At 66.1% G+C, this 20,126-nt stretch carries 8 protein-coding genes and 1 pseudogene; 1 reads left to right on the plus strand and 8 read right to left on the minus strand.

What is annotated here, in order from left to right:
- Positions 1 to 8: 8 nt before the first annotated feature.
- The 4 genes and pseudogenes from F3H57_RS04880 to F3H57_RS04895 all read right to left on the minus strand — a co-directional run.
- Positions 9 to 15,242 carry a carbohydrate-binding protein gene (locus F3H57_RS04880; protein ID WP_149754747.1) on the minus strand — a complete coding sequence of 5,078 codons (15,234 nt, stop codon included), beginning with the start codon at positions 15,240 to 15,242 and terminating at the stop codon, positions 9 to 11.
- A 574-nt stretch (positions 15,243 to 15,816) separates the two neighbouring features.
- A complete protein-coding gene (ttcA, locus tag F3H57_RS04885) occupies positions 15,817 to 16,725 on the minus strand; it encodes a tRNA 2-thiocytidine(32) synthetase TtcA (protein WP_149754748.1) in 909 nt (302 codons plus the stop codon).
- A gap of 292 nt (positions 16,726 to 17,017) precedes the next feature.
- Positions 17,018 to 17,494, minus strand: a complete 477-nt coding sequence (locus F3H57_RS22945) for an IS5 family transposase (RefSeq protein WP_394349815.1) — start codon at positions 17,492 to 17,494, stop codon at positions 17,018 to 17,020.
- Positions 17,495 to 17,771: 277 nt separating this feature from the next.
- A pseudogene (locus tag F3H57_RS04895) lies at positions 17,772 to 17,933 on the minus strand (tRNA 2-thiocytidine(32) synthetase TtcA); the annotation flags it as partial.
- Between the two features lie 96 nt (positions 17,934 to 18,029).
- Here F3H57_RS04895 and F3H57_RS04900 point away from each other — a divergent pair.
- Positions 18,030 to 18,554 carry a superoxide dismutase family protein gene (locus F3H57_RS04900; protein WP_223162955.1) on the plus strand — a complete coding sequence of 175 codons (525 nt, stop codon included), beginning with the start codon at positions 18,030 to 18,032 and terminating at the stop codon, positions 18,552 to 18,554.
- A gap of 43 nt (positions 18,555 to 18,597) precedes the next feature.
- Here F3H57_RS04900 and F3H57_RS04905 read toward each other — a convergent pair whose 3' ends face one another.
- The 4 genes from F3H57_RS04905 to rpmH all read right to left on the minus strand — a co-directional run bounded on the left by F3H57_RS04905 (position 18,598) and on the right by rpmH (position 19,999).
- Positions 18,598 to 18,852, minus strand: coding sequence for a hypothetical protein (locus tag F3H57_RS04905; RefSeq protein ID WP_149754749.1), 255 nt, complete (start codon positions 18,850 to 18,852; stop codon positions 18,598 to 18,600).
- A gap of 367 nt (positions 18,853 to 19,219) precedes the next feature.
- Positions 19,220 to 19,441: a membrane protein insertion efficiency factor YidD gene (gene yidD / locus F3H57_RS04910; RefSeq protein WP_149754750.1), complete on the minus strand. Its 222-nt coding sequence runs from the start codon at positions 19,439 to 19,441 to the stop codon at positions 19,220 to 19,222.
- A gap of 1 nt (position 19,442) precedes the next feature.
- Positions 19,443 to 19,844, minus strand: a complete 402-nt coding sequence (gene rnpA / locus F3H57_RS04915) for a ribonuclease P protein component (protein WP_223162956.1) — start codon at positions 19,842 to 19,844, stop codon at positions 19,443 to 19,445.
- Positions 19,845 to 19,861: 17 nt separating this feature from the next.
- Positions 19,862 to 19,999, minus strand: coding sequence for a 50S ribosomal protein L34 (gene rpmH, locus F3H57_RS04920; RefSeq protein WP_149754913.1), 138 nt, complete (start codon positions 19,997 to 19,999; stop codon positions 19,862 to 19,864).
- Between the last annotated feature and the right edge of the window lie 127 nt (positions 20,000 to 20,126).

A 20,126-nucleotide genomic window follows, 5' to 3' on the forward strand; every position in this document is an offset into this window, starting at 1 on the left:
TACGTCCGCTAGACGAAGATAAAGTCGTCAGCGGTCAACTCGTTCGGATCAATGTCCTGCAGGACAATCTCCCGGTCGCCATCGTGGATGACGGCGTTTCCGCCGAGCATGTCGATCTGAAGCGCGCTGAATGGATCTTCAGACGTGGCCGGAGCCGACAAGACCAGAGTGTCGCTGCCGATGTCGAAGTCCACGACCAGGTCGATCTCCGGGCCGCTCGCGTCGACGAATATGAACGTGTCAGCCCCGTCGCCGCCGATGAGCGTGTCGTTCCCGAGCCCGCCGTCGAGCGTGTCGTTTCGCCCTCCACCGGCGACGAGATCGTCTCCGGAGCCGCCCGCCAGGCTGTCGTTGCCCAGACCACCGCCAAGGGTGTCGTTGCCACTCCCTCCGTCGAGGTCGTCGCGGCCGGCTCCGCCGCCCAGCTGGTCGTTTCCGTCACCTCCCAGGACGGTGTCATCTCCCACACCGCCGGAGAGCAGGTCGTCGCGACCGCCGCCCGACAGCATGTCGTTTCCGTCACCTCCGGCGATGTTGTCGTCACCGAAACCGCCACCGATTGCGTCGTCGCCAGCGCCGCCGAGAAGGATGTCGCGCCCGGCGCCACCGCCGAGATGATCGTCGCCGTCCCGCCCCTTGATGGTATCGTCGCCGGTACCGCCGGAGATGGTGTCGTCCCCTTCTCCGCCGCACAGGTCGTCGGCATGCGAGCCGCCACTGATGACGTCGTTGCCGTCATCGCCGCAGATCTCATCCGCCCCCTGTCCGCCGAGCACTGTGTCGGAGCCAGCGGCGCCGAAGGCTGTGTCGTCGCCGAGGTCGAGAACGAACATCTCCATCTCCTCGCTGCCGACAAGGTAGTCGTCCTCGCTGGTTCCCGTCATGGTCACGGCCGCCGGTACCTCGCCGCCTCCCGCGTCGAACGCCGTATCCTCATTCGATGTGATTGCCGCCGCCATGGCTGCCGGTACTTCGGTCAGCGTGAAGGAGCGGAAGTCGAGGATGTAGCCGTTCGTCGCCAACGCACCGTCAAAGGTGAAGCGCAGGGTCTGCTGACCCGCGCCGAGGGTGACGTTGACGGCGCTGGTCTCGGCGAAGGTGGTGCCTCCGAACCCGTTGGATCCCCCATTGCTGTCAGGCAGCGCAAAGGTGATGAGCGGGGTGCCGTCGTCGAGCGTGACGGCGATGGAGTTGCCCGCGATCGGCGTCTTCGCGTTGAGGCTGAGCGCATAGGTGCCTGCCTCCGCCACATCCACCGTATATTCGACCCACTCGCCCGGCAGGACGTAGCCGATATCCGACTCCGATCCGACCAGTTCGACATCGGTGTCCGACCGGAGCGGGTTGGTCCCGTCGCGGCCGGGATTGTCGTTCCACGACACGCCCTGCCCACCGGCATCGAAGTTGGTTGCATCCACGGTCAGGCTGCCGTCGAGCACCGGAGCATCCGGCCCGGGGAACGGCGTCTGACCGGGTTCGATCGCGATCGGATCGAGCGTGAAGGACATCAGGTCCTGCAGAGCGTTGTCGAAGTTGATCCGCAGGACGTTCACGCCCTCGTTCAGCGTGACGCTGAGCGCCTCGGTATCGGCATAGCTCGTGTAGGCGCCGGTGTTCGGCACGTCGATGTCGAGGGTCTCGTAGACGACGCCGGACTGCGCGAAGGTCGCGGTCAGCTCCCGGCCGTCGCTGGGCGAGGAGGCGTTGACGAAGAACGCGTATTCCCCGGCCGCCTGCACGTCGATCGTGTATTCCAGCCACTCCCCGGCGACGGTGTAGCCGACCGCCAGCGTGCCGTTGGAGATGTCGACCGTCTCGTTCGGTCGGACGCTCTGGTCGCCCTCCTTGGTGCCGTTGTCGTTGTAGGCGACCCCGTTCCCGCCGCTGTCGAACAGGTTGGCCATCAGCGTCAGGCCGCCCGACCCGACCGCCCAGGGCGTACCGGTGTCGTTGAAGGCCTGCTGATCGCCCGGCGGGGGTGTCACGTCGGGATCGTAGAAGTCCGGCGTGCCGTCGTTGTCGCTGTCGGTGACCAGCGCGTCGTTGATGCCGTCGCCGTTCGCGTCCTCCTCGTCCGACAGCTCGTAGGCCTGGACGTTGGTGAGCACGAACATGTGGTCGTTGTAGTCGAAGTTCGACCCGCCGGGATAATCCTGGATCCCGATGACCGTCCCCTCGATGTCGTTGCCGTCCGCATCGATGGCCTGGAAGAACCGGATGTAGTGGCCTTCGTTGTTGCCGGTGATGTTGTAGGTGTCGTCGAAGACGTTGGCGTCCGGGTCGCTCCAGGCGGAGTAGGTCGGAAGACCGTCCACCGTGACGCGCAGACCGAAGGCCTCGTCACGGTCGATGACTGCCCGCGCGACGCCGTCCTGTGCCCCCGGCCCCTGCTGCAGCCCGTCGGGCAGCAGCGTCTGGTACTGGTTGTCGTCCTGCGCGTAGAGCTCGGTCAGGGCGCCGCTGCCGACGTCGTGCAGGCTGAGGCGGCTGATCCCGGAGCTCAGATAGGCGGCGATGTTGATCACCTCCATCGGCTGGGAGGGGTCGAGCCGCTGCATGTAGGGCAGCAGCACCTCGTCGCCGATCTGCTCCACCACGCCGCCGCCGTTGAGCTGCGACTGACCCACGTCGGTCGAGTAGCCGAAGGCGTCGACGATCTGCTGAACGGTGGGCTCCTCGCCGCCCTCGGACTGGATCTGTGCCAGGCCCGACAGGGCGATCTCTGTCACCCCGGCATCGCTGCCGATGGTGAGCGTGCCCTCATAGGACACCGCCTGGTTGTCGTCGGACGGATCGGTGCCGGTGAAGGTCACCGTCAGGTCGACGCTCTCGCCCGGTGCGAGGCTCTCGCCCTCTGACAGGCCGCTGATCGTGAAGGCGCCGGTCACGGTGAGGTCGTCGATGGTCAGCGCGCCGATGCCGTCGTTGGTGACGGTGATGGTCGTGCTGTCGCGGAACGCCTGGTTGCCATTCGCGGGATTGTCGATCCGCGAGAACACCAGCCGGTCGTCCGCCGCGGCGTCATCCAGCCCGTCGACGGTGAGCACGCCGCCGTCATACACCGGCGCCACGCCCTCGATGATGAACATGTTGTCGTTGTAGTCGTAGTTGATGCCAGTGTAGTCCATCACGCCGAGGAAGACGTTCTCGATGGTATTTCCGTCGGCATCGACCGCCTGGAACACCCGCACCGTATAGCCGTCGGAGACCGGGTTGCCGTCCGGGTCGAACACTTGCTCACCCGTAACGGTGTAGCCCGGATAGCGCGCGTTCAGTTCGGCCTGGCTCGGCGCACCGGCGCCCGTGTCGTTGAGCGTCGGATCGGTGGACAGACCCGCGACCTCGATCCCGAAGAGATCGTTGCCCGCCCAGCCGTCCGGAATGTCGGCGGCACTGAACACCTGCGTCGCGAAGTTGCCGTTGTTCAGAAGCGGCAGCAACGACTGGTTGCTGGTGCTGGCGTGGTTGGTGAACGTGACGTCCGCGCCCTTGTTGCCCGGGGCATGGATCCCGAGCGTTGCGCCCGAGGGGCTGTGGAAGGCGGCGATCTGCGTGATCCGCGCTTCGCTGACGCCGTCGGCAAGCCGCCAGTAGGGCGACAGGACCTCGGTTTCGTCCACCGGCAGGTAGACGTCGTAGAAGTCAAGCTCGTCGCTCTCGCCGCCGCCGATCAGGGTCAGTCCCTCGATCTCGTTGCCGAAGCCGAAGACGTCCCACACCTCGTTGATGTTGGGCTCCTGCCCGCCTTCGTCACGCGCCTGCCAGAAGCCGGACAGGTCGATGGTGGCAACCGGGCTGTCGGCGTCGTTGGTCCGCAGTTCCAGTTCTCCGTTGAAGACGCCCGTCACGCCGCTGCCGCCGGAGGTGTAGGCGTCGCGGTCGAACAGAACCGTCACGTCGATCGACTGGCCGGCCCCGAGGGTCAGTCCGTCGAAGACGCCCGGATCGGCCAGCTCGAACGGACCGGACAGATCGCTTTCGAGGATCTCCAGCGTCTCGGTGCCGGAGTTCGAGATCGTGACCGTGGCGCTTTCCTTGAAGTCGCGCGGGTTGTCCGCGACGACCGCGGTCGGGTTGTCGATCCACGAGAAGTGCAGCCGGTTGTCGAAGTAGGCCGGATCGTTGCTCTGCACCTCGATGTCGGCGTTCTCGTTGCCGGGTGCGGGACGCACATCGAGATAGTCGATGGCGCTCGCGCCGGGCTGGTCCGAGATGGCGATGACGCGATACTGCACGCCCGCCTCAAGCTCCACGTAGGCCGTGGTCTCGCCGGCCTCGCCCTCGCCGGGGAAGCCGTTGTCGTCGATCTCGACCGGCTGGGCGCCGTCGGCGCTGAGGAAGACGGTCAGACCGCCGCCATCAGGCGCGCCGGGATTGGCCGCGAAGTCGAGCGCGTAGGTGTCGTCGGCATCCACGGTGAAGTAGAACTCCACCGTCGAGGCGTTGACCGTCCGCGTGGTGTCGTCGGTTGCCTCCAGCTCGATCCGGCCCTCGCCGGTGATGTCGACGTAGGACGGAACGAAGGTGTCGACCGGCGCCTCGGAGACGCGCAGGTAGTCGATGTTCGCGCCGTTGGCATCCGGCACCGCGATCGAGATCGTGTTGATCCCGGCGCTCAGCGACACCTCGGCGCTCTGCGGGCCCCAGGCGCTTTCTGCTGCGTTGCTGTTGGGCACGAAGGGCAGGGAGCCCTGGTCCACGCCGTTGATCAGCAGCGTTGCCGGCCGCGCCTCCTTGGTGGTCGACAGCGCGTAGAGGATGTCGATTCCGTAGGTGCCGTCCTCGGGCGCGGAGACCGTCCAGGTGATGGTCTGCGTGCCGGTACCGTCGAAGTCGACGAACTCGCCGCCCCGCTGATTGCGCTCGTCGGTCGTGTCGGAAACGATCACCGGCCCGTCGAGCACCGCATTTTCGGCCTCGTAGACGAGGTAGTCGACGCCCGCCACGTTCTCGGTGCCGTCGTTCGGCACCGTGGCCACGTTCGGCGTGATCGTGACGCTGTCGATGTTCGGGCCGCCCGATCCCGCGAGCTGCTCGATCACCACCGTGTTCGGGCCTGCCGACAGATCGAGGGTGACCTCGAAGTCCTGCCACGTGGCGAAGCTGCCGGTCTGGGTGTCGTCGATGGTGACGGTCTGCGTGCCCGCCTTGATCGCGATCGGACGCTCGAGCGTGCCCGAGGTGGCGCCGTTCGCGATGCGGAACGACAGCGTGTAGCTGCCGGCCTGCGCCGCGTCGTAGACGAAGGACGCCTTGTCCTCGGCCCCGCCGTTCATGTCGAGGTAACCGGCCCCGTCATACCCGTCGTTCATGCCGTCGCCATTGGCATCGTACTGGTCGCCGTCATGGGTGGACGGATCGCTCAGCAGGCGGATCAGGGTGCCGTCGTTGGTGTCGAGCACGGTGAAGGCATCGGCGTCGATGAAGTTGCCGCTGGCGGTGTTGCCGGGGGTGAAATCGGTCTCGGCGGTGGCGTTGTTGCCATTGTCGTCGAAGACGGTCAGCACCGCCGACACAGCCCCGTCCGTGCCGCTCAGGTCCGCGGTGAAGCGGTTCTGCGCGTCGAGGGTGACGGTCTGCGCCGGAGCGCCGTCGAAGCTGACGGTGATGGTCTGGATGTCGGCGTCGAGACCCGAGACCTGGAACAGCACCTCCTCGGGATCGGTGGCGCTGACCACGAGCAGCGCGAGGTTGCCGCCCTCGTCGGCGGTGATGTCCTCGACCTCGCCGCCCGGCGCCGCGTCGAGCCGGATGATCTGGCTGACCCCGTTGCCGCGGTTGAGCGTGAGCATGTAGAGCCCGCCGTTCGCGCCCTCGATCACGTCGAGCGGGTCGACGTAGCTGATGATGTTGCCGTCGGTGTCGCGCAGGATGAAGTCATCCGACACCGTGCCGTCCTCGTTGAACAGGACCGCGCGCAGGTTGTCGCCGCTGGAGTACTGCGTGAAGATCACGGCATTCTGCAGCGAAGAGCCGAAGTTGTTGCCGAGATACTCGATCGCACCGTTCGGCGACTTGTTGTTCGCCAGCGAATACGAGCCTTCGAGATCGTATTCCGGGTCCGGGTCCGTGCCGACCGGATAGTTCCCGACCTGGTTCGGATCGGTGCCACCGGTCGGATTCCCCCCGTTGAGGATGAACTTGTCGTGCAGCGGGTTGGGATGCCCGTAATAGCCGCCCTCGACCATGCGGAAGAGGTAGTCGTTCTGCAGCCCGACGCCGTTGATGTTCTCGTTCTCGGGGGTCGACGGATCGTCAGGCACGATGCCCCCCGCCGCCGAGCCGTTGGTCGGCACGTAGAGATAGCCGTTGGAGTGCCACACGAGGTCGTAGGCGTTGCGGTTGCCCGTCGCGAAGATGCTGACGACCGCATCCTCGGCGTAGGGATCGTAGAACCGCTCCACCAGGGCAGAGCCGGCATCTTCGCCTTCGCGTACCTCGGCCACGCCCTGCGCGTCGAAGTGCAGGTAATTGCCGGTGAACTCGCCGCTGTCGATGAAGATGCCGCCGTTCTTGAGGTCGTTGTCGTTGTCCTCGAAGCGCCGGTTGAGGTTGTCGTCCGGAAGCGGCTCGGTGGAGACGTCGAAGCCGCCCTCGGGGGCCTCACGGCTGCGGTCGATCTCCAGGATCGCCGCGTTGAGCAGCCGCTCGGGGCGGAAGCCCCAGGCCGAGTCCGGCTCGCCCATGGCCGAGTTGGAGCCCTGTGTCAGGTACATCAGGTACTGCGGCGCGTCGCCGCCCGGCACGTAGTCGGGGTTCACCCGGAACTCTAGGCTGTTGGTGACGTGGTCGCCGTTCGAGCGCGGCAATCCGGTGATGTAGGTCTCGATCGACGCATCCTCGAGCGATCCGCCCTCGCCGAGCGTGACCTTGGAAATGCGCCCCGAGAAGTCCGGGACCGAGTTCGACCGGCCGTTGAGCGGGATCGGGTAGTTGTCGGTGATCCAGATCGTGTTGTCGTCCTCGGGATCGAAGGCGACGCCGATGATCCCGCGGCGCCCGCCGTCCTCGTTGAAGTCGCCGCCCGGGGTGAAGACCTCCTTGGTCGACTGGTCGAGCGAGCCGTCGTCGTTCACCGCCCAGCGGGTGATCGAGCCGGAGATGGAGGTGACGTACAGGAACTGCTTGTCAGGCGACATCTCGATGGAGGTGTAGCTCTCGCCCAGCGACGGGTTCGAGGACAGCTCCACCGTGTCGACGAAGGCGACCTCGCGGGCCTCGACGACCGGCGCTTCGCCGGTGACGAAGGTGGTGGAGAACTTCTGGAATTCCCGCGTCGGCGCGTCGGTGTCGTCGTTGTCGCCGCGGTCGCGGAAGCCGTCGATCACCACCGTGTAGCTGGTGAAGGGCTTGAGATCGGCGGCCGGCGCGATGGTCACGGAGTCGAAGCCGCCGGTGGTGTTCGCGTTGTAGGCGACCTCTTCGCCGGTCAGCGTCTCGAACAGGCGGATGGAGCCGTCCGCCAGGCTTTCCAGCAGCGCGCCGCCGCGCCCGTCGACCACGTCGATGCCGAGCACGATGTCCGAGGTCGGGTCGATGCCGTCCGGCAATTCGCCGTCCTGCACGCCGAGTTCGACCTCGCCGTCGGCCGACACCGCCCGCGGTGCGACGAAGGCGGCATAGTCCTCGGGCGCCTCGTTGCCGTCATCGGGCGTCAGGTCGGGCAGCGCACGGATGTCGATGTACTGCATTTCCGTGATGGTGCCGTCCGGCGCTGCGAGGGTCAGGTTGCCGTCCTGCACATTGGCGAGGACGGTGACCAGTTCGCTCTTGAAGGCCGAGGTCGGCGTCCAGGCGGCGGCGAGCTGGCCCTCGATCTCCAGCGCGTTGACGCTGTCGTTCGGGCCGCCGGTGTCGCCCACGGCGACCGTGACCTCGTACCAGCCGTTCTCAAGCGCGATTTCCCAGGCCACCCGCGACGGGAAGGAGCCAAGGTCGAAATGCGCGTAGCCGGTCAGGCGGGGATCGTAGCTGTCGAAATCGGCGACCAGCGCCCCGCCGGGCAAAGTGCCGTCATCGGGAAGCGACGCGCTACCGGACCGCTCGTTGATGGCGATGGCCGGGAAGTTCGTGCCGATCGGCGTGTTCGTCATGCCGTCCGCGTCGAGCGCGGAAGCCTCGGTGACGAAGCCGTAGGTCTCGCCGTTGGCCTGCGCGGCGTAGCCCGTGAAGTTGCCGACGAGGTATCCGGCCGCGGCCGGCGTCGAGCCGTCCTGGAAGTTGATGCGGATGGTCTCGCGCGGGCCGGGTTCTGTCACCGGCGGCGGCGGCGTGATGTTGTTCTCGATGACGATCTGGTCGAGGTTCGGACCGGTCGCAATGGTGTTGGCAAGCGCGATCGTGTTCACGCCCTCCGCCAGATCGACCTCGACCTCGACCTCTTCCCAGACGTCCCAGTCGGCGGTCGGCGCGAAGCCCACCGTCTCGACCACGGTGCCACCCACGGACAGCGCCATCGGGCGGTCGGTGTCGCCGCCGTTGCCGTAGCGGATGGTGAACGTGTAGGTGCCCGCCTGCGGCGCGTCGATCTCGAACTGGACCGCGTCGCCGATGTCCAGGCCCATGTCGAGGTAGCCGTCGCCCTCGAAGTTGTCCCACAGGCCGTCAGGTCCGCGCTGCGGATCCGGGGCCTCGGGGTTCAGCGGATCGCGCGGCTGGGTGAGGCCGGCACCGTCGGTGCCCGGCGTGTCGTCGATGATGGTCATCGACCCGTCGCGCGCCTCGAACTGGAGCGTCTGCGAGAATGGCTCCGGCACGTCGCCGATGGTGAAGCTCGCCGTCGTGGTGACGTTGTTGCCGGCATCGTCCGTCAGCTCGAAGATCACGTCGAGCCCGCTTTCCGCCGCGAAGGCCGAGAGGTCGAGCGTGATGGTCCCGCCCACCGGCACGACCGGCGTGAAGGTCGCGCCACCGTCGGTGGAGTAGGCATAGGAGACGATGTCCGCGTCGACGCCGGTGAGGTCGAACGCCACAGCGCCGAGGTTCGCCGGATCGATCACCGCGCTCACGTCGACGTCGAGGTTGCCGTCCTCGTCCGCGCTGACGTCCACATCGGTATAGGTGAAGGTCGCCTGGTCGATGTTCGGCCCACCCGTCGCCCCCGCGGGAATCTCCAGCGAGAGGGTGTTCGCGCCGGCCGACAGCTCGACCTCGACGGTGACCTCGCTCCACGCCTCCCACGGCTCCGCGCCGTCGGTGAAGGGGAAGGATTGCAGCGCCGCGGTAGCGCCGTTGACCGACATCAGGAGCGGCCGGTCGAGCCCGCCGCCGTCGCCGTTGGCGTAGCGGAAGCTGACCTCGTAGGTTCCGGCGGCCGGGGCGTCGATCTGGAAGGTGATCGAGTCGCCGGGGTTGCTGCCGAAGTCGAGATAGGCGTCGCCGACGCCGCCGGGACGGTAGTTGCCGTAGTCGTCGGGGTTTTCCTCGTCCACGGCCCGGGTGACTTCGCCCTGGCCGCCCTCACCCACGTCGTCGATGACGACAAGGTCGTCGTCCTCGCCCTGGATGGTGAAGGGCGCCACCGAGGGCGCGCCCACGGTCACGGTGAAGACGACCGGATCGGAGGCCAGCGTGCCGTCGGTGGCCGACACCGCGATGGTGTAGCTGCCCGCCGGCGCGTCCGCCGGCACGATCAGGTCGGTGCCGGAGACCGCGAAGCCCGCGGGCAGCGTGCCGCCGCCGGCCGCCGCGATCGTGTAGGCGACGGTATCGCCCTCGTCCTCGTCGGTCGCCCCGAGACCGCTGAGATCAACAATCGCCCCCGCGCCGCCGTCGACGGACAGGTTGTCGAGCGACGCGCCCGCGGCAAGCGTCGGCGCCTCGTTCAAATCGTTGACGTTCACGACGATGGTCTGGGTTACCGACTGGCCGGTCTCGTCCGTGGCGGTCACGTCGACCGACACGGTCTCCTCGGTCTCGTGGTCGAGGCTGACCCCGGTCACGAGGTTGAGCTGGTCGTCGCCGTCGATCTCGAAGCGCGAGTCGCTGACGGTGAAGGACACCGCCGTTCCCTCGGGGTCGATGGAGGAAACCGTGCCCACGACGGCGCCGTTGGCGTTCTCGTCGATGCTGGCATTGGTGATCACCGGCGCCGAGGGCGCCTCGTCAACGTCGGTGACGGCGATGGTCAGCGTGGTCGTGGTCGCATCGCCGTTCTCGTCGGTCGCGGTGACGTCCACATCGACGGTCCCGCCGGCCTCGAAGTCCAGCGCGACGCCGTCCTTAAGCTTGAGCGATCCGTCCACCACCTCGAAGTCGGAGGCGGGATCGACGCTGTAGACTATCCCTGCGTCGTCGCCGTCGGGGTCGGTCGCCGACAGCGCGCCGATGACGGCGCCCTCGGCGTTCTCGGCCACGATCGCGGCGTCGATCTCGACCGCGCTCGGCGGGTCGTTCGGCTCTTCGACGCGGGTGAAGGTGAAGTTGTCGGTCCGCAGAATCTCGCCGTCCGCGAGGCCCGAGAGCGTGAGGACCGTGCCGGACGTGATGAACACGGCCTGCTCGAACGTGACGGTCTTGAGGTTGCCCGACTGGCCCGCATTGCCGCGCGGATTGTCGTTGTCGAACGTGTCGTTCGCCGTTTCCAGGTCCGGCGTGCCGTCGAACGCGGCGTTGTCGGCGAGCACGGTGTCACCGATGCTCAGCGAGTAGGTCGCGCTGCCGTCGGTTTCGTCGTAGCGTGTCATCGACACGATGTACCACCCCTCGATCACGCCGTTCTGGCCGAGATCGGTGGTGACTTCGGCGGTGTCGCCGGCGGCGCCGACGCGGATCACCTGGTTCTGCGAGGCCCCAACCTGCCCGGTGGCAAAGAAGCCCTCCGCCTCGGGCAGGCCGGTGAAGTCCTCGGCCTCGACGACGATCTGGTCGCCGACCTGGCCGCCCTGGACCAGGAAGGTCAGCGGCAGCGTCGCCGAGAGCCCGGTCGGATCCGTGGCGCGCACGATCACGGTGAAATCACCGCCGACCGTCGGCGTGCCCGAGATGATGCCTTCGGAATCGACGCTCAGCCCGGCGGGCAGGTCCTCGACCGTCAACGTCAGCTCGTCGCCGTCGGCATCGCTGAAGAACGGCTCGAACTGCGCGAGGTCGATACCGTCGATGGCGCTGCCTGCCTGCAGGAAGTACGGCTCGAGCGCGGGGTCGCCCTCGACCACTGGCGCGTCGTTCACATTGTCCACCGTGAGCGTAAAGGTGGAGGTGACGGGCGTGCCGCTGCCGGCTGTGTCGGTGGCCGTCACGGACACGGTGTAGACGCCCGGCTCGGACGGCGCGACGCCGCCCAGCACGCTGTCCGACAGCGCGAGCCCGTGATCGGCGTAAGGCAGACCCTCGGAATCGGTGATGGTGAAGGAATAATCGAGCGCATCGCCGTCCGGATCGACGAACGGCAGATCGATCTCGACCATGCCGTCCTCATCGACGGAGAAGTCGGCGATGCCGCCGCCCACGACGACCGGTGCGGCGTTCTCGCCTTCATCCTCGAACAATTGCACGTTCGAGAAGGTGACCGAGCCCTGGCCGTTGCCGAAATTGTCGTCGTCCGACACCAGCGTCAGCGAGTCGATCGTTTTGCCGGCATGACTCGACAGGTCGATGGTGAAACGGAACACGCCGCCGCCGAGATCCTCTCCTTGCCCACGCAGGTCGACGAAGCTGCCGTTCGACTGGGTTCCGGCGATCTGGTAGTTCGACTGATCGCCGCTCTCCAGTGGGGAATTATCGTCGTCGAAGCCGATGGAGACGATCTCGGGCATGGAGGCGCCGACCTCGATGTCCACGGTCAGGCGCGTCGCACCGGAAATCGTGTAGCTCTCATCCAGGGCTGCGCGCTTCCAGAGGTTGCCGTCGAGGGTGACCGACGTGCCGTCCGGGGACACGCTCACGCCGCCGCCGTCCTCCGGCCGGTCCTGCCCGCTGTAGGAGGTGATCGTCGCCGCGTCGAAGAGAACGGCGCCCGGTGCGGCGTTCTCGCCCTCGTCCTCGAACAATTGCACGTTCGAGAAGGTGACCGAGCCCTGGCCGTTGCCGAAGTTGTCGTCGTCCGACACCAGCGTCAGCGAGTCGATCGTTTCGCCGGCATGACTCGACAGGTCGATGGTGAAACGGAGCACGCCGCCGCCGAGATCCTCGCCTTGCCCACGCAGGTCGACGAAGGCGCCGTGCGACTGGGTCCCGGCGATCTGGTAGTTCGACTGATCGCCGATCTCGAATGGGGAATTATCGTCGTCGAAGCCGATGGAGACGATCTCGGGCATGGAGGCGCCGACCTCGATGTCCACGGTCAGGCGCGTTTCGCCGGAAATCGTGTAGCTTTCGCCCAGTGCCGCGCGCTTCCAGAAGTTGCCGTCGAGCGTGACCGACGTGCCGTCCGGGGACACGCTCACGCCGCCGTCATTCGGCTGGTCCTGCCCGCTGTAGGAGGTGATCGTCGCCGCGTCGAAAAGCACGGCGACCGGGCCTTCCGCCACGTCGGTAACCGAAGGGGAGAACGGATCGGATGACAGCGCGCCGAGCGTGACGGAGACTGTCGGGAGAGCCGCCTCGAAGTCGAGCGACTCGGTGTCGATCAGCTTGAGCTGGATGCCCGCGGGGCCGTCGACCAGTTCGAACAGCGCGGAATCCGGGCCCGCGACAATAAGTGCCGCTGCGGTGTAGACCGAATCCGGGTCAGTGACCTCCACATCGGCCACGACGGCGCCCGCGGTGCCTTCGGCCACGTCGATCGGCGTCAGCGTGATGGCGCTCGGCGCGACATCCTCGGCCAGGTCGGTGACGGTGATGCTCAGCGTCTGGCTGTCCTCCAGAACGCCGTCGCTGGCGGTCAGCGTGACCTCGTAGACGTTGTCGCCGTCGAAATCGCCCGCCAACTCGAAGTCGGGCGCAGTCACGAAGGACAGCGTGCCCGTTTCGGCATCGAAGCTGAACGCCTCGGAATCGTCGCCCGACAGCGTGTAGCTCAGCGCGTCGTCCTCGCCGTCCGTGGCGCCGATGCCGGTGGCCGCGACGGTCTGGTTCTCTGCGGCGTCGAAGCTCAGCGTTTCCTCGGCAAAGGCCGGCGCGGTGTTGACGCCCGGGAATGCCGGGGTGTCGCCAAGGCTGGTCAGCGCGACCGCGTCGATGTTCGGCCCGTTGTTGTACCCGGGCGGGATGGCCAGGGCGATCTCGTTGATACCGGCATCGAGCGCGATCTGAACCGGCGCCCGGACCTGCCAATCGTCGAAGCCCGAGCGACCGGGGAATCCGACGATCTCGCCCACTGCGTCGCTGCCGTTCACGAGAACCGATACCGGGCGGTCCGGATCGGCCGCAGCGACGGAGGCATAGCGGATGTGAAGCTCGTAGAGGCCGGCCTCTGCCACTTCGACCTGCCAGCTGATGACCTCGTCGCCATCGACACCGTCGCCGCCGAAATCGGTGTAGCCGGAGCCGCCGTAGCCGACCCGCAGCCCGTATTCGTCCACGGGATCATTGCCGGCCCCGGTCTCGACGCTCGCCGGATCGCCCTGGATCCGGTGGAAGGTCTCCGCCCCCTCGGGAATGTCCGCCTCTTCCGCCTGCAGATAGACCGGCGCGATGGACGGCGCCGGCAGCTCGGGCTCCACGTCGGTGACCGCGATGGAGACGTCCTGGGTGACGGTGTCCGCCCCGTCGGACACCTCGACCGTGACCTCGTAGATACCGTCTCCGTCAGCGTCGGTGGCGGCCTCGAAGTCCGGCGCCGCGCTCAGGGTGAGCTGGCCGTTCTGATCGATCTGGACCGCGCCCGCATCCGGCCCGATCAAGGTGAACGTCAATTCGGCGCCATCGAGATCCTGCGCCAGCACCTGGCCGACGACGGTCGTGTTCTCCTCGACGGTGAAGTCCGGCGCGCTGGTGATTTCGGGCGCGACGAAGCTGACCGCCACGCCGGTTTCCGCGATGGCGACCGCATCGATGTTCGGTGCGCCCGAGCCGGTCTGGCTGAGGATGACCTGATGCGTACCGTCCGTCCCGACGGTCACGGTAAAGGTGTGCGTGTTCCAGACGCTCCAGCCACCGGTGTTGGTGTTCGCGAGTCCCTGTGCCGGTCCGCCGTCGACGGCAAGCGCGATCGGGCGCGGCGCCCCCCCGCTGGCACCGTTGGCATAGCGCAGGGTGATGTCGTAGGTGCCCGCCACCGCGTCGAACGAGAATTCGACCTTGTCGCCCGCGCCGCCGTTGATGTCGACATAGCCATCGCCCGTGTAGTCGTGGCGAAGTCCGAAGTCGTCGTATTCGTTTCCATCCTCCTGAGGACCGGTGTTGTCTCCCGCACCGCCCTCGACGGCGCCATCCTCGGCATTGGCCGTCGTGGTCCGCTTCAGCGAGAGGCCCCCGGTGTCGATGATCGTCAGATCGTCGATGGTCAGGTAGCTGGTGGCGAACGTGTCCGGTCCGTCGACCACGTCGACGGTCACGGACTGGGTCGTCAGGCTGCCCTCGGCGTCGGTCGCGCCGACGACCACCTCGTAGCTCTCCTGGGTCTCGAAATCCGCCGGCGACACGAGGCTCAGGACACCTGTTGCCGGATCGATGTCGAAAGCGGCGGCATCGGCGCCGCCTTCGATGGAATAGACGACCGCGGCGCGCGCCGGCGCGTCGGCCGACGTGTCATCGGCGATGTCGCTCGTCGATACCGTCCCGACGGCCGTGTCGTTCTCGTCGATCTCGAATGTGGCCGCGCTGGTGAAGATCGGCTGCGCGAAATCGGGCACGACACCGACATCGTGGATGGCGATCGCGTCGATGTTCGCCGCTCCGGCGGTGCCGGTCTGGTCGATGGTGAATGTATGCGGGCCGGCTCCGGTCACCGAAATGGTGATCGTCCGGGTTTCCCAGTCGTGAAACTCGCCGGTATTGGTATCGGAGATCGCGTAGCTCGTGCCGTCGATAGTGACCGCCATGGGCCGCGCGCCGCTGCCGTTGGCCAGGCGCAGGGTCAACTCGTAGGTGCCTTCCGGGGCATCGAAGGTTCCCTCTGCCTGTGCGCCGGTATCGCTGCCGTTGATGTCGAGATATCCCCAGCCGGAGGAGTCCCCGGTGCCGGTATAATCCGGGCGCAGACCGTATTCGTCGAAATCGGGCAGAACGTTTTCGGGATCTCCGATTTCATTTTCCTGATTCGAAGAGCGCGTTCTGGCGACATTCGGGGACGCGATCGTTTCGCCTTCGGTGTCGAGAATAAGGCTTTCACCCTGAATAAAGATTGTATCAATCGGCATATCAATCCCCTTTGGTCGCGGCGCACCGCACAATCAATTGCTCCGAGCGAAACAGCACTCGGATTCACCCCTATTAATTGAGGTGATAATTATTCTTCTCTTATCTGACCACTTGCCAGAATTTCAGCACTATGCTCGCGGCCACTCGCGTTGACCGGTCGGAAGCCAAGTAATGGCCAATATGTTCATGAGGCTCATCCTACTAAAAGCGAAGGATCACAGGATCTAAAATCACCCCTGATGCGGGATCATTGTTTTTATAATTTCACGCAAGACGGCCCAAGTGCTCCAGGCGCATCAATGCCATAGTTTGTATTACATTAACACTATTGCGCCTCATTTCTGACGCAACGATTCTGTGCTTACATTTATGCAACGGCGGCTTTTCAATTGTAAAAGTTTGGTGCCTTATCAACTTACGGCTGACTCTCAAAAGTTAGGCGCTTGCGATTTACTATGTTAACATACTGATTTATCAATATCATCTCGCTCGGCTCGCTTTGAACCAGACGAGGGCCGCGACGAGGGCGGCCTGGAGCAGGACATGTCACAGAGCGCGCCGTTCTCCGTAGTGTCAATCGACAACGGGTGGCGATGAGTTGGAGACACTGTGATCTGTGTTTCTGCTTGTCGATCGGCTTGGGCCACCCATCCCCTCATTCAGCGTGAGGCGCGCGAAGTCAAAGAGTTTGGGGTCGAGGAGATGCGAGGGCCGCGCGTTCATGAGCGCGCGGAACATCACCTGACGGCGGCCGGGGCTGTTCTTTTCCCAGCCGTCGAGGATCTGCTTGACCTGCTGGCGCTGAAGTCCGTCCTGCGATCCGCAGAGGTCGCAGGGGATGATCGGGTATTCCATCGCGCGAGCAAACCGCTCGCAATCGGCCTCGGCCACGTGGGCCAGTGGGCGGAAGACGAAGAGGTCTCCCTCCTCGTTCACGAGCTTCGGCGGCATCGTTGCCAGCCGCCCGCCGTGGAAGAGGTTCATGAAGAACGTCTCGAGGATGTCATCGCGATGATGGCCCAACACCACTGCCGAACAACCTTCCTCGCGCGCAATTCGGTAGAGATGCCCGCGCCGGAGTCGCGAGCATAGCGAGCAGAAGGTCCGGCCCGCGGGGATCTTGTCGACGACGACGGAATAGGTGTCCTGGTACTCGATCCTGTGCGGAACGCCGCGCTCCTCGAGGAACTGCGGCAGCACTGTCGCCGGGAAACCCGGCTGGCCCTGGTCGAGGTTGCAGGCCAGTAGGTCTACCGGCAAGAGGCCACGCCACTTCAACTCGATAAGCGCGGCCAAAAGCGTGTAGGAATCCTTGCCGCCGGACAAGCAAACGAGCCAGCGGGCATTGTTCCCCTCAACCATACCGTATTGCTCTACAGCTTCACGAACGTGTCGTATGATCCGTTTGCGTAGCTTGCGGAACTCTGTCGTTTGCGGAGCGCCTTGAAACATGGGGTGGATGTCAGACAGGTCATCGGTCATGTCCAACCGCATATGGCAAAGACTTCTCCACGGAAACCCGTTCAACAAAGGTTCAGGCTCAGGACTCATTGCCAATAGATGACGGTGGCGGGGAGCGCGATGGCCGGCAGGAAGACCTTCGGGCATCGGTCGAAGTGCATTGCGACACGGCGCCAGTCCTTGATTCGGCCAAACATGATCTCGATGCGGTGGCGGCGCTTGTCGTATTTGATCGGACCTGTGCGCGACTTGCGCGGCGGGATGCAGACCTGAATTTTGCTCTCTTACAAAGAGTTACGGAACCAGTCGGCGTCTAGCCGCGGTCGGCGATCAGCCAGTCCGCTTGCGGAAACCCGCTCTGGAGTGCGAGCGCGCCCCTGTAGCCGCTGACCTGGCCCGCGGTCACGAAGAGCCGGACAGGGCGGCCCTCCCGGTCGGTGACGGTATGAAGCTTGGTGTTCACACCGCCCCTGCTTCGGCCGATCAGGCGGCCACGCCCGCCTTTTGAAGGCGCAGGTTCGAGGCCGTGCGGTGCGCCTTGAGACAGGTCGCGTCCACTGCCCGGCAGTTGATTGCGAAGCAAGCAACGAGAGGGGATCATGATCGTCCGGCATTCGGCCTGCTCGGCGGCGAGCCCCTCCATGATCCGGGCGAACACGCCCATCCGGCTCCACCTGATCCACCGGTTGTAGAGTGTCTTGTGCGGACCGTATTCCCTCGGGGCATCACGCCACCACAAGCCGTTGTGATTGATGAAGATAATGCCACTGAGTACGCGCTTGTTGTCCACCCGCGGCTTGCCCGTTCGTCAGGAAATCGATCCCCCGGATCGATTTCTGATCTTCCTCACCTTCGGCAAGCAGGGCCGCAGCCGCTCCATCTGCGCGTCGCTCAGCCAGAAAAGATCGCTCATCTTCAGCCTCCTTCAAACGAGGGCTGAATCACGCGAAGCCGCGCTGATCAATCGGTCCTGAGCCTAATGACTAAGTTACGACGCGGACATCAACAATTACAATTATATCAGAGATTTACGGGCTATTCCCGTGCGTTTTCGCATCAGAGTAAGCATAACTGTCCTTGCCGCCCGACAGGCACACCAGCCAGCGGGCGCCGCGCTCGATCATGCCGTATTGCTCCACCGCGCGCGCTCTGCATGAGCGCTTGCGCAGCTTCTTGAATTCCGTGGTCTTGGGGACGCCGCGGACCAGCGAGTGGAACTCCTCGAGCATGGGCGGGGGATACGCGCGACACCGTGTTCGGGGAAGGGGGAACGGGGGGCCGGCGCGCCACGTTCCGGCCCTGTCCCACATGGAAGGAGACTTCAGATGTTCACCCGGACCCTTGCCGCATCGACCGCGGCGCTTTTTGTGGCCGGCGCGGCCTTTGCCCAGGACGGAGAGATGGAGCCCGCCGCGATGGCCACGCTGATGGATCAGAGCGGCACCGAGGTCGGCCAGGTCGAGATATTCGAGACCAACGACGGCCTGCTTTTCAGCCTCGAAGCCACCGGCATTCCCGAGGGCGGGCACGGCTTTCACGTCCACGAGACCGGGGAATGTTCCGGTGACTTCACCTCGGCGGGCGATCACTACGCCCCGGGCGGCAACAGTCACGGCCTGATGGCCGAGGGTGGTCCCCATGCGGGCGATCTGCCGAACGTCTATGCCGGAATGGAGGGCAACGTGCGTGCCGACGTGACGTCCTCGGTCCTCAGCCTCGAGGACGGCGACGCGCCGGTGATGGACGACGACGGGTCGGCCATCATCGTTCACGAAGGGCCGGACAGCTACGGCGCAGAGGCCGGCGCCGGCAGCCGGATTGCCTGCGGCGTGATCGAAACCGCGTCCTGATGACGTGCGCGGCCCCCGGAGACGCATCCGGGGGCCGGCGGTGTCAGAACCGCGGCGGCAAGGGCGGCAGCGCCTCCAGCCGCGCATGCGCCGCCTTGGGCGGCAGGCCGATATCGCGGCGCAGATGCGCCGGCAGATCGTCCGCAGCGGCGGGCGGCGGCCGCAATCGCGGCACGCGCATCAGCGCCCGGAGCGCGGCGATGAGTACTGCAGTCGCCCCGTGCCGCGCTATGGCGGCTTCGATGATTGCCTCGTGCGGTTCCGGACGAACGGGGCCGGTGTCTACGAGTCGGATCATTGGCTTTTCCCGGACGCGCGTCCGGGCCTCTGTCAGAAGTACGGAAAAAGACCGCAAAGCCGGGCGCATCGCGGAGACGCGCGTCGCAGACGGGCTCACGCGCTCAGGCGGTGTGCCGGGCTCTGACGGTCAGGGTTGCGGTACGGCGGGCGGCCGGCTTGGGCGGCGGCGAGCCGGACGATGCGAGATCCTAGCCTTGGCGGCGGGACGGTCGCATCCGGCGAAGCGCGCAGGGCGAGAGGACGGACAGATGGATCATGTATGCCCCTCCTTTTCGCTGCGATGGGCTTCCTGCGGATCGCTTACTTCAGGTCATCGCGAAAAGCGACGGAAATCTTGCGGACCGGCGTAATGCCGCCCGCAGGGGTCAGTCGGGGACGTTGTCGATGCCGCTGCCGCCGAGGGGATGGCACCGGCCGATCCGGCGTAGCGCCAGCCAGCTTCCGCGCAGGGCGCCGTGACGCTCCAGCGCCTCCAGCGCGTAGGCGGAACATGTGGGGGTGTAGCGGCAGTTGAACCCGACCCAGGGCGAGAACACCAGCCGGTAGGCGCGGACGGGGAGGGCGAAGAGGCGGGCCAGCGGCCCCATCTCAGGCGCGGGCGCGGCCATGGAGCCGCCGCAGCGCCTGCATCAGGTCCTGCATCAGCGCATCGAAGGGCCGGGCGGCGGTCGCGGCGGGCCGGCCGATGAGAACGTAATCGTAGCCGGGGCGCGCGTGATCGGGCAGCACGAGACGTGCCGCTTCGCGCAGGCGGCGCTTCGCCCGGTTGCGGGCGACGGCATTGCCGAGCTTCTTGGAACAGGTGAGCCCGACCCGCACCCGCGAATCGTCATCCCGCCGGGCCCGCGCCTGGACGAGCATCGAAGGCACGCCCTGCTTGTCGGCGCGCGCGGCGGCGAGGAAATCCGGCCGTTTGCGCAGCGTCTCGATTCGCGGCGTCGCGCTGTCCTGGCTCTCCGCTTTGCGGAGGCTGACCTCGGGCGGCGTCACGGTCGCGCGCGCTGCGATCAGGCGCTGAGCTTCTTGCGGCCGCGCAGGCGGCGGGCGTTCAGGATCTTGCGCCCGGCGCGGGTGGCCATGCGCGAGCGGAAGCCGTGGCGGGCTTTCCGCACGTAGTTCGAGGGCTGGTAGGTGCGCTTGGTCATGGCACTCTCTCCGTCTGGTAGGCCCCGGCACGCGGGCGGGCGTTCGGGGCGGAATCTCTCGTGAAGCCCGGCCTATAGGCAAAGCGGGGCGCTCTGTCAAACCTCGATGGCGGCGAATCGCGGCCCC

The sequence above is a fragment of the Roseivivax sediminis genome (assembly GCF_900112685.1).
In the GTDB taxonomy this organism is placed as follows: Bacteria; Pseudomonadota; Alphaproteobacteria; order Rhodobacterales; family Rhodobacteraceae; genus Roseivivax; species Roseivivax sediminis.